Below are 13,480 nucleotides of genomic sequence, written 5' to 3' on the forward strand. Positions count from 1 at the left end.
CTATTGTTGTTCTTCATCCAGCGCTGTCTGCATCGATTCCATCAGTTTTTCTTCATCACCCTGGGTAACGAAGATATTGACTGCCTGGTTCGCTTTGGTCACGAAGCCTTCAGAGGCAGCTGAACCGTGAGCAAGACTTGGCGTAAGCGATGTTTCCTGGAAGTCTTCCATCGTGTCCTGGCCGTATTCGTCATATTTGGACTCATCCGCGTCCACCCGTGCCGGGATCGAACCTTTTAATGGGTTGAACGTGTCCTGTCCTTCCTTCGAACCGAGGACGCTCAGGAATTCTTGAACCTGTTCCGGATTTTCCACCCCTTTTGGCAGACCGAACGTATCCGTGATGACCATAAACTCTTCTGCTGTTCCAGGGAATGGCGTGTAGCCGAAGCCTTCATTTACTTCGAGGCCAAGGTCATTTACAAAGTAGCCCTTTGCCCAGTCGCCCATGTTAATCATGGCAGCTTCCCCGTCTGCAACCATCTGAGCTGAATCCTGCCAGTTTCTCGAAGCGTGATCTTCGTTTACATATTCAAGCATCTGCCCAAACTGCTCGGTGGCTGTTGCTACGCGCTCATCGTCAAAGCCGACTTCGCCTTCCCAAAGAGCTTCGTAGTCCTCCGGACCGAGGTTGGCAAGCAGCAGATTTTCGTAAATCTGTGTAGCCGGCCAGGACTCTTTATCGCCCATCGCAAGCGGAGTCACGCCCGCTGCTTCGAGCTCTTCTGCGACTTCAAAAAATTCGTCAATATCACTTGGCGGTTCGATGTCGTTTTCTTCAAACACTTCCATGTTGTAAAACATTACGTTACCGCGGTGAATATTGACCGGTACGGAATAGATATCGCCATCTGAGCTGACCATATCGACCAGCTCTTCCGGAAACTTGTCATTCAGCTCTTCCTCTTCGTAAAAATCATTGAGCGGCTCCATTTTGTCTGCCGCCACCCAACTGTCATTCAGCTCAGCTCCGCCGTGCACCTGGAACGTCGACGGCGGATCGTCGCCCTGCATTCTTGTGGCAAGCACCGCTTTAGCATTTGTACCGGCACCGCCGGCTACAGCTGCGTTTTCCACCGAAATATCGGGATTTTCCTCTTCAAACATTTCAATCAAAGCCATCAGGCCGTCTTCCTCGCCAGCGCCTGTCCACCAGCTAAAGATTTCTACTTCAGCGTCGCTTCCGCCTTCTCCCGAGCCGCTGGAGCTGCCTTCATTTTCCGAACCGGAGCCGGAGTCCGAACCGCCTCCCCCACAGGCTGCCAAACCGAACAACAGCAGTGAACTTCCTACCAGACCAACACTCTTTTTCAACATAAACCCTCCCCCTCGCAGGAATAAATATGATTTTATGATAACGCTTACAATTTTGATTATAAGTTAAGCTCCTGCGATTGTATGGAAGTATTTTCTATACAATCTTTTGATTCTCTGCATTATTTTTAGGTTACTTTATCCTATTACTTTTTACCTTGCTGGTATTGTTTCGGAGAGCATCCCACCTGTTTTTTAAAGACACGGCTGAAATAGTTCGGGTCTTTGTACCCGATGCTGATACTGATTTCCTTTAAAGGTCGTTCGCGGTCCTGAAGCATCCGTTTTGCTTCCTGCATCCGCACACGCGTGACGTAATCAACAAATGATACCCCGGTTACTTCTTTAAACTGATGGGAAAAATATGCAGAGCTCCACTGCACATATCCCGCCATGTCCTCGAGCTGGAGTGCTTTGGCATAATGCTCCTTTACGTAGGCCTTCACTTTTTCAATCTGGTGATGCTCCCGAAAATGAACTCCTCTGTACGCCCCTACAATATGAAGAAGCCGCTTCCATTCCGCAGCATCCGACGGCATATCTTCTTCGAGTGTGCCGCCCATTTCCTTGACCAGTTCTTCAAGCTGAAGCCACAGGTGCCTCCTCGATGATTTTTGGGGACTGGTCTTCCACCATTCGCTCCAATAATAGACAGCGGCTTTTTCTTCCCCGGTCCGCAGCGCATTCACAATAGAGGAGACCCACTGGCTGCTCTGTTCGGGCAGCGCGTACCGATCCTTTTCAAGACCGGACAATGCTTCCACATAAGCCTGAAACAGCTGTTTCATGTCATATTCTTTATCAGAAATTCCAATTGCCGCTTTTTCCCCAAGCTCAAAATGCATCCGGCGGCGCAGGCGCTCGATCTCTTCAGAGCCTCTGCTTTTGCCTGCATGAAAGAAAAAAGCACGAAACCAGCCGCCCGGCTGACGGTCTGTAAGAAAAGCATCAGTTGTCCAATGCGCCATTCTTTCTTCTATGTCCTCCGGCGTTTCCTCCTCGCGCATGACTGCTGCAAAGCCGCAGGAGGCATCCGGCACTGCTTCAGTAAGAAGATCTGCATGGTTTTCATACGGTTCCCCGTGACAGACACTTTGGAAAAGGAGCTTTTGCATTCTGCGGCTGTATTGCTTCTGTTCCTGTCTGCTTCGGTTTAACGCTGTCTGCACGCGCATGAGTGTCTGAATGGTCTCTTCTTTTTTGCCCGGCTTTAACAAATACTCCTTTACGCCCAGCCCGAGCGCCTCCCGGGCATAGTCGAAGGAATCGTAGGCGGTGACCATAATAAAGTGGATGCCGGAAACTGTCTGCTGAATGCGCTGTATGGCTTCAAGGCCGTTACATCCGGGCATTTTAATATCCATCAGCATAATGTCCGGCCTGCTTTCGATAGCCAGCTCCACTGCCTCGTGCCCGTTCTCTGCCTCTCCGATTACTGTAATTTCCGGTAAATGCGCCGCGATCAGTTTTTTCATCGCTTTACGTTCAAGCCATTCATCCTCTGCCATCAACAGTCGTATCATCCTGCCCGCCCCCCTGCTTTCTGCCATTCTTTGACCGGCATACAAAGCTTCACCGTTGTGCCCCGCGCCGGCACAGATTCCACATCCACGAGCTCGCCGGCCTGAAAAAACAATTCCAGACGTCTGCGGACGTTCTGCATGCCAAGACCAGTGGAATGGCCAATATGCGCTTTTTGCTCTTTACCCGCACCAAGAAGCTGCTGGCGCTCGTGTTCATTCATTCCTTTACCGTTATCCATCACCCGGACGACAATCTGTCCGTCCTCCAGACGCACCTGCACACGTACTTCGGCGTTTTCCTCCATCCCTTCCACCCCGTGAATAAAGGCATTCTCGATTACCGGCTGCAGCGTCAGTCTCGGGATAGGCACATCGAGCTCGTCCGTTTCGATTTCAATATGTGTAGACAAGCGGTTTTGGAACCTTGTTTCCTGAATGTGAAAGTAGCTCCGGATCACATCCAGTTCGTCCCGGAGTGTTACTTCTTTGTCGATATTTCCTAAGCTGTAGCGCAGCAGCGAAGAAACAGACTCGATCAATTCCGACGTTTCCTCCGCGTCTTCCAAATAAGCCATTTTTGAGATCGTGTTCAGGGTATTAAATAAAAAGTGTGGATTAATTTGGTTCTGCAGATGCTTCAGCTCCAGCTGCTTCATCAGCTGATCCATTTCTGCCTTTTTTTCCATTTCGCCGACGTAGGTGTGAATATCTGTCCGCATACGGTTGAATGTACGACCGAGAAGCTCCAATTCATCTCCGGAACGAATGCGGAGCGGCTCTCCCTGAAAATGGCCGCGCGATACTTCTCCTGCTGCCTGGGATAATTCGCCGACCGGCTTTGTAATGCTTGAAGAAAACTTGAATGCGATAAAAGCGGCAATCAACAACGATGTCGTAAACAGGCATATAATAAAATAGCGAAATGAGGTGTTTCGCTCCTGCAGCTGGGCATACAGCTGCTGATATTCTGTCAGGGACTGATCGATAAGCGTCAGCGTACTTTCCTGTATATATGCATTCGACTGCTCGGTTTCTGCGAGATTGCTTCCGTATTTTTCAATATCTCCCTGCAGCACAAACCCGGCAGTGGTTTCACTGTTTTGTTCCAGTGAATCAAGCAGCTGCATGTAGCTCTGCATTTCGACCGATCCCGGCTGGCTTTCTTCATTACCGAGCTCTTCTGTCAGCGCCTTCATTTCCCGGGATGCCTGATAATAAGCGGCCCACGTTTCCTGTGAAGGGTTGGTCGCGATCTGCTGCGTCGCCGCTGTCCATTCTTCGGCCTGCCGGGAAATGGAATTCAATAGCACAAAGCGGTCAAAGCTCGAACTGTATTCATTGGTGATTCGCTCTGAACTCCAGTAAATACCGATCGCTACAGCGTTAAACAACAGGATGAACGCGAAAGAAAAAAACATCATTTTCGAACGAATAGAATGTATCACTGCTCCGCGCCCCCTTCCCGGGCAGCTTCAGAAGATCTCCAAATAACCGTGTCTGTATGCTGAATTGCCGGTACGTGCTTCTGTTGATTCAGACGGGCCACGTCATAGACCGCCTGCTCCCCCATCTGTACGGGGTGCTGACGGACCGTTGCATCAATTGTTCCCTCTTCAAGCAGCTGTACTGTTTCGGGAAGCGTATCAAACCCTATCACATACAGGTCCCCGGCCCCTTCAATCTCTTCGATCCCCTGGGCTATGCCGACAGCATCCAAAGCACTTGTGCCGTACAACGCTGTGATGTCGGGCTCCTCCTTCAATAAGCTGTAGGTGGCCTGGGCGGCTCCAATCTCGGATATTCCGGAATATCCGATATCCTTAATTTCCACACGACCGCTTGCTTCCACAGTATTCCGAAAGCCTTCCACTCTCTCCTGCTGGTTGACCGTCTCCGCACTTCCCGAAACAATGCCGACATGCTGTATCCCTTCTGTATGTTGAAGCAGCTCTTCACCTGCCAAAACCCCGGCTTCGTAATTGTCCGTCCCTATATAGGCCCGCCGCCCGCTCTCCGGCACATCACTGTCCACCGTGATGACCGGCACACCCTTTTCGAGCGCTTTTTGCACCAGCTCCTGAAAAACAGGATCGTCGATGCCCTGGGTAATAATAGCGTCCACATTGCTCTCAATCATCCGATTCATCGTTTCAAGCTGCTCATTTTTATTCGCTTTGGACGGACCGTACGTTTCCACGTAGATGCCCGCTTCTTCCCCTGCTTCGACGGCTCCCTCTTTAATCTGTTCCCAGTAAGGGTTACCTGCTTCCTCCATAACGAGCGCCACTCTCGTCTGATACGTTTCGTTTTCCTCTGAATTGACCGGCTCCACGTAAAAAGCCTTCGTGCCAAAATAAACGGTTGCTGCCAAACTGGCCAGACAGCCGATAAAGAAAACAGCAAACATCCAACGCTTCCGCCGTTCACCCACAACCGCATCCCCCTTTAAATGAAACCGTTTACAAACAATTATATAACTTTTCCCAGAAATCGCCACCCTCTTCCGCTGGAAAGAGCATAAAAAAGACGCCGGAGTATTGAACCGGCGCCCTCTAATTATTCGTCCTCTGTTATTTCGAGCCCTTCTCCCGAGGCCTTAAGCTGATCGTACGTGTAGACTGCAATGGCTGTATCCTGCACCCCGGTGCCTGTCAGGTCACAGAGAGTTACCTGTTCCATCGTTTCCCGCCCGGGGGCATCTCCACTGATAATGGCCCCAATTTCCACGGTGCTGCTTTCATCGATGATTCCTGCTTCTTTAGCCGTCCGGTGTTCTCCGATGGAAAACACCTGCGAGGCGGCATCGCATGCAAGAATATCCACTGCTCCGAGTACGTCCGGCTCGATTTCATTCTTTTCCGAAGCATCTGAGCCCATCGCTGTAATATGAAGCCCCGGATGCAACCATTCTTTTTTAATGAACGGCTCTGTCGCTGGGGTCGTCGTGACGAGTACGTCGCAGTTTCGTACGACCGTTTCAAGGTCGGCAGCCTCCGTGGTAACACCAAGCTCATGCTCCATTTCACGCTGGTACGCCTCGATCCGTTCTTTTTTTCGTCCATACACATACACTTTTTCAATCGACGGCCGCACCATTTTCAGCGCCCGCAGCTGAAAGCGCGCCTGCGTACCGGTGCCGACAATACCGGCAATCCTTGCCCCGTCTTTAGCCAGATACTTGGCTGCCGCAGCTCCGGCAATTCCTGTGCGCACATCGGTCAGGTATCCGTTATCCTGCAGCACTGCTGCCGGGAAGCCGGTATCTGAATGAAATAAAAGCATCATGCCGCTGAGGCTCGGAAGCCCTTTGTCCGGGTTATCGAAAAAACCGGTCGAAATTTTCAGGGCAAACTGATCCATGCCTTTGACGTAGGCCGTTTTTGCATCCATCTCCCCATTTTTGTCGGCAATGGGCATGCTGAGCACAGGAGGCATGGTTACTTCTCCTGCCTGAAGGCGCCGAAAACCGTCTTCAATGAGGGAAAGCGCCTGCTGATTAACATCAATCGTATTTCTGATCGATTTTTCTTTAAATAAATACAAGGACTCCGCCTCCTTTTAAGTGAGTTGCTTTTATTATAGGAAACATTTCCCTAAATCAAAACCATTAATCATGAGAACGCTTAAATATTTACAGAACGGGAATAGCCTACCATACTTTGATTAAAAGGCAGGTGGACGGTGTGAAATATCGTCAGTTGGGAAATACCGAATTGGAAGTAAGTGAACTGAGCTTTGGCACGTGGGCCATTGGCGGCGCGTGGGGAGCAACAAACGATAACGAAGCGCTCAGGGGCCTTGAGGCTGCCATGGACGCGGGCGTGAATTTTTTCGACACAGCTGATGTCTACGGTGACGGCCACAGCGAAGAGTTAATCGGAAAAGCGACAAAGGGAAAAGAAGACAAGATTCACGTAGCCAGCAAATTTGCGCGCGGCGGCGATATCAATGACCCAAATACTTATTCGAAAGAAAGTGTAACGTCTTATCTGGATGCTACGCTGAAGCGTCTCGGACGCGAACGCCTGGATCTTTATCAGATTCACTGCCCGCCGATCGATATTTTAAAAGACGGCTCGGTGTTCCAGGTTCTTGATGACCTGCAGGCACAGGGAAAAATCCGGCATTACGGAGTCAGCGTAGAGACCGTGGAGGAAGGTCTGGAATGCCTTCATTATCCGAATGTTAAGGCACTTCAGGTAATCTACAATATCTTCCGCCAAAAGCCGGCAGAACGACTGTTTCCACAGGCCAAAAAGCAGGGCGTCGGCATCCTGACCCGCGTACCGCTCGCAAGCGGACTTTTGACGGGGAAATATACAAAAGAAACAACATTCGCTGAAGATGACCACCGCAATTTCAACCGGGACGGAGAAGCCTTTAATGTCGGAGAAACATTCGCGGGCCTTCCTTTTCAAAAAGGCGTGGAGCTCAGCACCTCGCTCCAGTGGATTAAAGAAGAACGGGGAACGATGGCGCAGGCGGCGCTGCGCTGGATTCTTGATAACGACGATGTTACCTGCGTCATACCAGGATTCCGGAATGAAAAACAGGTGTCCGACAGCCTCGAAGCAGTCAGCGTGCCTTCCTTCTCCAAGGAAGAGCAGGAGAAGCTGACGAAGTTTTATTTAGAGGATGTGGAACCAAATATCCGGGGCGGCTATTAAATCGTATGATTAATACCGTTTCATCCCGGGAAACTGTACTAGTGGACAAATTATAAAGCAAAGGAGCGATTATATATGGGAAGCCAATCCGTTTCCGAACTGACCGCAGGCACGAACTATAAAGCGAGTGAAATTGACAGCTTTGTAGAAAACAATCATGTCACGGTTATTTCCAACAACGAAAATCAATTGTTTACAGAACCTGACCGCGAGTACAAAGTCGTCTATAAATTCGGCGGCTATTTCGATCATTCGAAAGAACTCGGCGGAAAAGAATTCGTTGAAAAACCAACGTACGTTGTAGAAAAAGTCTAAAAGCAGAATGCTTCTGTATTAAAGACGAAAGAAAAGCCGGCATCCTTTATTAGGGAGCCGGCTTTTTTAATGCTTTTGATCCATTGCCTGGGCAAGCGAGGAGGCGATCGGCACGTCCTGAAATCTGATGCCAAGATTGACAGAGGTCTGAGCGATTTCGGGGCGCATCCCTGCCAGGACAGGCTGCACGCCGATCAGCTTTAACGAGCGGATCAGTCCGAAAATCTGATGGGCGACGTGGGTATCAATGCCGGCTACGCCGGAAAGATCGATAAACAATTCAGATACCTGCTTTTTCGAGCATGCCTCGAGCGAATGCTCGAGTATTACCGCCGCCCGCTCTTCATCAATTTCACCTATCAACGGAAGAAGGGCGGAGGATTTATTCAGTGAAATAATCGGAGCACTCAATTCATTAATAATGCTTTCCTTAGCTTCCAGTTTCTGCAGTAGCAGCCGGTTGGATTTTTCCACGTACGAAAGAATAATCTGATCCATGCCGTTTGTTACGAGCTCCCGCAGCTGTTCTTTCATATTGGTCGAAAGCTCTGCGTGCTCTTCAGCATAAAAACGCTTCAGATAAGCTGTGTACTGCTCCCGGTACCTCATCATTTCCCGGACCACCCGTGCATCCTTCGTCCGGAAGTACTTGGGATCACTTATAATACCGTCTAGCCATACTTCAAAGGCATTCTCCCACGTTTTCCGGTCTTCGATAAAAATGCTTGAAAAGTATAAATGAAACTCGTACGTCTGAGACTTCAGCTCCTCGACTTCTTTTGGATCCATCGTTGCGTAAGCAGATTCTCTGTCTGATTCCTCTAACGTTTCGTACCATGTATTCGCCATTTCTGCTGCATGATTGACAAAATAGTCACGGAGCAACTGGTTGGTGCTCATACGGCACCGTCTCCCTTCTGTTTACATAATGCTTCTACCCACTTCCATCTTCCTTAAAAAAGTTAAAGCTAAACAAGGAATATTATGACTCCGGCTGAAGCTGGAGGGAACTTCTTAGCGTCCACTGATCTTTTTCCAGATGTTTCTTAAAGCGGTTCATGATCCAGAGGTGAATAAAGGCCTGGGTATACTGATAGAAATACCACGGCATAGCCGGAACATAATCATGCACCGCCACAATACACTGATTCGTATGAGGAATTTTGCGAAATTCCAGCCGGCCCCGCTCTCCTTCATTTACCTGGGCAAGCAGCCCTCCGGTAATATAGTACAGCGCGCGGTCTTCTTCACTGCGCTCTTTGGAGTAGGAAAGCTCAAGAAACGTTCTTTTCATAAAGGCAGGCCGCAGGCCGTACTGGTAGCGGTCGGTGGTCTCCACCTTAACGAACGGCCTCAGCAGCTTCGGGAGCCACTTGATATAATAACGGGCGGCCCAATCTGCATCTCTTCCATTTGGAATGGTCACGCGCTGAACCGATCGGACATTTCGCTCCACAGGTGCCGGCTTCAGCCGCGCCAGAATGGAGGACTGCTCCTTCCTGCTTTCTTTCAAGGAGTTTTCCGCTGCCTCCTGAAATGAAATTTTCCCATCACTAATGCCCTTCACACTTTTGGCGGGATCAGCGACCATTGGGTGAATCAGGCTTTCAATAAGCGGATAAACCAGGCTTTTCGGCGTTCCTGTCGTCACACTTACCCACAGCCTTGAAAGACGCACGGTGAAAAACGGCACAGTGACTGCATACCTTTTTTTCCCCATGACCTTTGAAGTAATCCCCATCATTTTCCGGTAGGTCATTACATCCGGCCCTCCGACATCGATGGAACGATTGTAGAGCGATTCTTCCCCGATGCTCTTCTGCAGACTGTTTAATACGTCAGCAAGAGCGATCGGATGAGTCTTTGTCTGCGTCCATTTCGGCAGAATCATGACCGGCAGCCGCTTCACCAGCTTTGCGAGAATAGGGAATGAGGAACCCTGCGGGCCGACAATTAAGCCTGCACGTATAGCAGTTACCGGCGTCCGGTATGATTTCAGAATGTTTTCCACCTCGAGCCGGCTGCTTAAATGGCGGGAGAGACGGTCAGCTTCAGGAATAATGCCGCTCAAATAGACGATCTGCTTCACCTGCTTCTGCTCGGCAGCACGTGCAAAATTATCCGCCAGGATGACGTCCATATCCTCAAAGCGTCCCTGGGTTAATTTGGACGTCGGCATCATCGAATGAACTAAGTATAGAGCGTAATCTGCGCCTTCGAGTGCCTGTTCTGCGTCTTTTAATGAAAATAAGTCACACGAACGCCACGTTACATGCTCTTCGTTTTCTTTTGTCTCTATGTTTCTTGATAGAGCAATAATATCCGCATGCTTTTTCAGCTCCGTCATCAGGTTTCGTCCAATGTATCCGCTTGCGCCGGTAATTGCTATGACCGGCCGCCGGCTGTCTGTCTCTTCCATTCTCCCACGCTCCTTCTCGCTTTTAAACCTTACAAACACCATTCCCTAATTTCTCCGGGGCTAATTACATATTTATTTTAGAAATAATCCATTGCGCAATTATTACTGTAACAAAGCTGACGAGAAATCCAAAAACTACGAAAGCAAGCACCCACAGCCAGCCTCTGTCGAGATTCAGGCCGGCGAGAAGACCAATCACTGCCCACGTCAACGCCGTCGGGAGCGCATATTTTAACACGTTTTCCATTGAGTCATCCCTCCTCTTCTGCTCCTTTCCCGTTTCAAATTCCCCCCAATACTTAAGTTCATCATTTGGTCACAACTATATATTTTCCTCGCTTGCATTTAATTGTGAAATGTTGCACAATGTAAATAGATAAAGATTGCTCAATCATTCACATGATTCATATTTGAAAGGGGATTTTATATATGAAAAGAAATCACGTCCACCGGGTTGTTGTTGTTGGAGCCGGGGCTGTCGGCAGCGGATATGCATTTTCGTTAATTAATCAGGGCGTCGTCGAGGAGCTCGTGATCATCGATCTGGATGAACGCAAGGCCGAAGGGGACGTGATGGACCTGAATCACGGCAAAGCCTTTGCCCCGCATCCTACGAAAACATGGTTTGGCACCTATGAAGACTGCCGGGATGCCGATATTGTCTGCATCACTGCTGGCGCCAACCAAAAACCCGGGGAGAGCCGTCTCGATCTTGTAGGGAAAAATACAGCTATATTTAAAAATATCGTCGGCCAGGTGATGGATAATGGCTTTGACGGAATATTCCTTATCGCTACCAATCCTGTAGATATTCTTACGTATGCCACCCAGCAGTTCAGCGGGCTTCCGAGAGAAAGGGTCATTGGAAGCGGCACAATCCTTGATACCGCCCGTCTCCGGTTTATGCTGAGTGACTATTTCGACACTGCCGCCCAGAACGCCCATGCCTATATTATTGGCGAACACGGTGACACGTCGCTTGCTGTCTGGAGCCAGGCAAACGTCGGCGGCCGAAACGCCGTGGAGCTGGCGGATGAAAAAGAAGGTAAAAATGTAGAGGAAATGAAAGGCATGATTAAAGATGTACGCGGGGCTGCCTATGAAATCATTGAGCGCAAAGGCGCCACCAGCTATGGTATCGCGATGGGGCTCACCCGTATTACAAATGCGATTCTCAAAAATGAAAACAGTGTCCTGACCGTCAGTGCTCACCTTGAAGGCCAGTACGGGGAAGAAAATCTGTGCATCGGCGTCCCGGCTGTGATTAACCGCGAAGGTATCCGGGAAGTGATCGAACTGCCGCTCGACGAAGAAGAGACCGAAAGCTTCCGCCACAGCGCAGAGACACTCCGGACCGTATGGGAAAATGCGAACGGGCAGGCGGCTAATTAAACGAGCCACTAATTATACAAACACAGTCCTGAAGAGCCCTTCCACTGCGAAGGGTTTTTTCACGGCTCCATCTGCCTTGAAGCGCAGGGATTCCCCATTTTGGGGCAATGTATGTTAGAATTTGAAGGAATAGCAACATACTAGTGAGAAGGAGCCTGAATGTATGAGTATTTCACGTAACGATCCGTGTCCTTGCGGCAGCGGTAAAAAATACAAAAAATGCTGTGGCGATCCCGCCAACCAGCCAGCTTATACGACTGAAGAAGTAACCAACATACAGCTGGACCTTGCAGCCGCTGCAAACAAAGACAGCCGGAAGGATTTCAGCCATTATTACCGCCGCGTCTACCGGCCGAACTATTTCCCTTACGCCTGGCATAAATTTGTCCAGAACCTGGCGCTTGCCGACTTTTTACTGCACGGCAATGAACGCCGGAAGTGGATGAACATTCACCAGCAGTTAGAGCAGAACAATCAGCATCCGCGGCTTCAGCGGCTTTATTCCAACTGGACCGGACATAACCTGTCACTGTTCCGCCTGAATAAAATGACCGACGACTGGTATGAAGTCACTGACCTGCTGAGCGAGGAGGTTCACCACATTGAGCCACTTTCCTTTTTCCGGGACCTGCAGGAAAACATTGTGTTTCTCGCCTTTTTAGTTCCCGTGGAGGACAAATGGTATCCAATGCTCGGCCTGCTTCCATTTCATCCGGATTTCGCCGATGACGTTATTAAAAGTGTTACCGGCTCTGTTCCGGATAACGAAGCGGATAAAGCCGGCTGGATCACGCATCACCTGCCGGACGTGCTTCGCACACTGAAGGACGATCTTCAGGAAAAATACCAGGAAGCAGATAACACCTCCGTCTCTTCTGAAATAAATTCAGATGCTGCAGCCGAAACAACCGAGGATGCTGCAGCGTCCGCTTCGAGCCTGAATGACGACCAGCAGAAAGTAGTGGAGGCGCTCGAAAGCTCCGATCAGCTGTCCAAAGAAGCAGTATCTACAGCCGCAGAGCTGTGGGCCCGCTTTTGCGAACAGGAAAACCCTGTGATCCGAAAACCCGAAGCCCAGGCAGCAGCTCTGGAATATGCGGTCGGCGGCGGCACCCAAAAAGAAGTAGCCCAACGCTACGGGGTGGCCTCCTCTACTATTCGTACGCAGTGGAAAAAGATGGAGCCTTATACGTCAAATGAAAATGCATAAATACTAACGGCCTGCGGGGATTGATGCCCCGCAGGCCGTTTACTGTTTCAGAAAGAACGCTTCTTTTTTCGTTTTTTCAAGGCAAGCATACGGCTTCCGGTAAGCGCGAGATGGATGGAAGCGGCCATCAGTATAAGGTCGAGCTCGAAGCCTCCAATCAGCCCCTGCTGCCATTTGACTGTTATAATCGCTCCAAGCATAATGAGCGCAAACAGGCCGGCAATCACACGCGTCAGTACACCGAGAATAAGTAAGAGTCCTCCCGCTGCTTCGATAACCGCTACGGCGTAAGCAGTGCCGTCCGGCATGCCCATGCTGCCAAACGACGCAGCTGAAGCGCCCATCCCGTTCAATAATTTATCAGCCCCGTGGGCTAAAAATATCACACCCGTCACGACCCGGAGAATCAGCAGGCCGGCTTCCATATTTTTCATATGAATTCCTCCTCTTTCTTTTTCACCAGTATGCCGAAAGCCTGCAGGTTTGAAAAGGCACTATAATAAGATACATGATTTCTGCCTATAAAAAAAAGAGGCCGCAGCGGCCTGATATGCTCCCCTTTAAGTAGACAGATGAAATAAATCATCTGTTTTGCTTAGAGGGGAGCATTTTTATGCCTTATCGAGGATATACGACCGAG

The 13,480-nt window shown here is 49.7% G+C and carries 13 protein-coding genes; 4 read left to right on the forward strand and 9 right to left on the reverse strand.

The annotated features are described in order from the left end of the window. From G548_RS0113105 to G548_RS0113125, 5 genes are all read right to left on the reverse strand, one after another. On the reverse strand, positions 1-1,317 hold the full coding sequence (locus tag G548_RS0113105; protein ID WP_022794610.1) for an ABC transporter substrate-binding protein: 1,317 nt from the start codon (positions 1,315-1,317) through the stop codon (positions 1-3). A 143-nt stretch (positions 1,318-1,460) separates the two neighbouring features. Next, complete coding sequence (locus tag G548_RS0113110; protein WP_022794611.1) at positions 1,461-2,837, reverse strand: response regulator; 1,377 nt, start codon at positions 2,835-2,837, stop codon at positions 1,461-1,463. Then, positions 2,834-4,282 carry a sensor histidine kinase gene (locus tag G548_RS0113115; protein ID WP_022794612.1) on the reverse strand — a complete coding sequence of 483 codons (1,449 nt, stop codon included), beginning with the start codon at positions 4,280-4,282 and terminating at the stop codon, positions 2,834-2,836. The genes G548_RS0113110 and G548_RS0113115 overlap by 4 nt, the downstream gene beginning before the upstream one ends. Next, positions 4,279-5,268, reverse strand: coding sequence for a substrate-binding domain-containing protein (locus G548_RS0113120; RefSeq protein ID WP_022794613.1), 990 nt, complete (start codon positions 5,266-5,268; stop codon positions 4,279-4,281). Before G548_RS0113120 ends, G548_RS0113115 begins: the two co-directional genes overlap by 4 nt. Before the next feature lie 125 nt (positions 5,269-5,393). Further along, positions 5,394-6,380: a cyclodeaminase gene (locus G548_RS0113125; RefSeq protein ID WP_022794614.1), complete on the reverse strand. Its 987-nt coding sequence runs from the start codon at positions 6,378-6,380 to the stop codon at positions 5,394-5,396. Between the two features lie 140 nt (positions 6,381-6,520). Here G548_RS0113125 and G548_RS0113130 point away from each other — a divergent pair, with 140 nt between their 5' ends. Together G548_RS0113130 and G548_RS0113135 are read left to right on the forward strand one after the other, a co-directional pair. Then, positions 6,521-7,504: an aldo/keto reductase gene (locus tag G548_RS0113130; protein WP_022794615.1), complete on the forward strand. Its 984-nt coding sequence runs from the start codon at positions 6,521-6,523 to the stop codon at positions 7,502-7,504. A 75-nt stretch (positions 7,505-7,579) separates the two neighbouring features. Beyond that, a complete protein-coding gene (locus G548_RS0113135) occupies positions 7,580-7,819 on the forward strand; it encodes a hypothetical protein (protein WP_022794616.1) in 240 nt (79 codons plus the stop codon). 66 nt (positions 7,820-7,885) lie between these two features. Here G548_RS0113135 and G548_RS0113140 read toward each other — a convergent pair whose 3' ends face one another. The 3 genes from G548_RS0113140 to G548_RS0113150 all read right to left on the reverse strand — a co-directional run bounded on the left by G548_RS0113140 (position 7,886) and on the right by G548_RS0113150 (position 10,485). After that, entirely contained in the window at positions 7,886-8,719 is an 834-nt protein-coding gene (locus G548_RS0113140; protein WP_022794617.1) for an STAS domain-containing protein, read from the reverse strand. A gap of 82 nt (positions 8,720-8,801) precedes the next feature. Beyond that, entirely contained in the window at positions 8,802-10,238 is a 1,437-nt protein-coding gene (locus G548_RS18195) for an NAD(P)H-binding protein (RefSeq protein WP_022794618.1), read from the reverse strand. A 64-nt stretch (positions 10,239-10,302) separates the two neighbouring features. After that, complete coding sequence (locus tag G548_RS0113150) at positions 10,303-10,485, reverse strand: hypothetical protein (protein WP_022794619.1); 183 nt, start codon at positions 10,483-10,485, stop codon at positions 10,303-10,305. Between the two features lie 182 nt (positions 10,486-10,667). On the opposite strand from G548_RS0113150, the gene G548_RS0113155 reads away from it, so the two are divergent. Together G548_RS0113155 and G548_RS19265 are read left to right on the forward strand one after the other, a co-directional pair. Continuing rightward, on the forward strand, positions 10,668-11,630 hold the full coding sequence (locus tag G548_RS0113155) for an L-lactate dehydrogenase (RefSeq protein ID WP_022794620.1): 963 nt from the start codon (positions 10,668-10,670) through the stop codon (positions 11,628-11,630). A 163-nt stretch (positions 11,631-11,793) separates the two neighbouring features. Continuing rightward, the gene (locus G548_RS19265) at positions 11,794-12,840 is read left to right on the forward strand and encodes an SEC-C metal-binding domain-containing protein (protein WP_022794621.1); all 1,047 of its coding nucleotides are present in this window, start codon (positions 11,794-11,796) and stop codon (positions 12,838-12,840) included. Between the two features lie 47 nt (positions 12,841-12,887). On the opposite strand, the gene G548_RS0113165 is transcribed toward G548_RS19265, so the two are convergent. After that, positions 12,888-13,274 carry a DoxX family protein gene (locus G548_RS0113165; RefSeq protein WP_022794622.1) on the reverse strand — a complete coding sequence of 129 codons (387 nt, stop codon included), beginning with the start codon at positions 13,272-13,274 and terminating at the stop codon, positions 12,888-12,890. Positions 13,275-13,480: the final 206 nt, after the last annotated feature.

Source organism: Marinococcus halotolerans DSM 16375 (assembly GCF_000420725.1).
In the GTDB taxonomy this organism is placed as follows: Bacteria; Bacillota; Bacilli; order Bacillales; family Marinococcaceae; genus Marinococcus; species Marinococcus halotolerans.

Coding starts and splice junctions, on each gene's coding strand:
- G548_RS0113135 (WP_022794616.1), top strand. CDS start 7,580: ATGGGAAGCCAATCCGTTTCCGAACTGACCGCAGGCACGAACTATAAA.
- G548_RS0113155 (WP_022794620.1), top strand. CDS start 10,668: ATGAAAAGAAATCACGTCCACCGGGTTGTTGTTGTTGGAGCCGGGGCT.
- G548_RS19265 (WP_022794621.1), top strand. CDS start 11,794: ATGAGTATTTCACGTAACGATCCGTGTCCTTGCGGCAGCGGTAAAAAA.
- G548_RS0113140 (WP_022794617.1), bottom strand. CDS start 8,719: ATGAGCACCAACCAGTTGCTCCGTGACTATTTTGTCAATCATGCAGCA.
- G548_RS0113165 (WP_022794622.1), bottom strand. CDS start 13,274: ATGAAAAATATGGAAGCCGGCCTGCTGATTCTCCGGGTCGTGACGGGT.
- G548_RS0113150 (WP_022794619.1), bottom strand. CDS start 10,485: ATGGAAAACGTGTTAAAATATGCGCTCCCGACGGCGTTGACGTGGGCA.
- G548_RS0113110 (WP_022794611.1), bottom strand. CDS start 2,837: ATGATACGACTGTTGATGGCAGAGGATGAATGGCTTGAACGTAAAGCG.
- G548_RS18195 (WP_022794618.1), bottom strand. CDS start 10,238: ATGGAAGAGACAGACAGCCGGCGGCCGGTCATAGCAATTACCGGCGCA.
- G548_RS0113105 (WP_022794610.1), bottom strand. CDS start 1,317: ATGTTGAAAAAGAGTGTTGGTCTGGTAGGAAGTTCACTGCTGTTGTTC.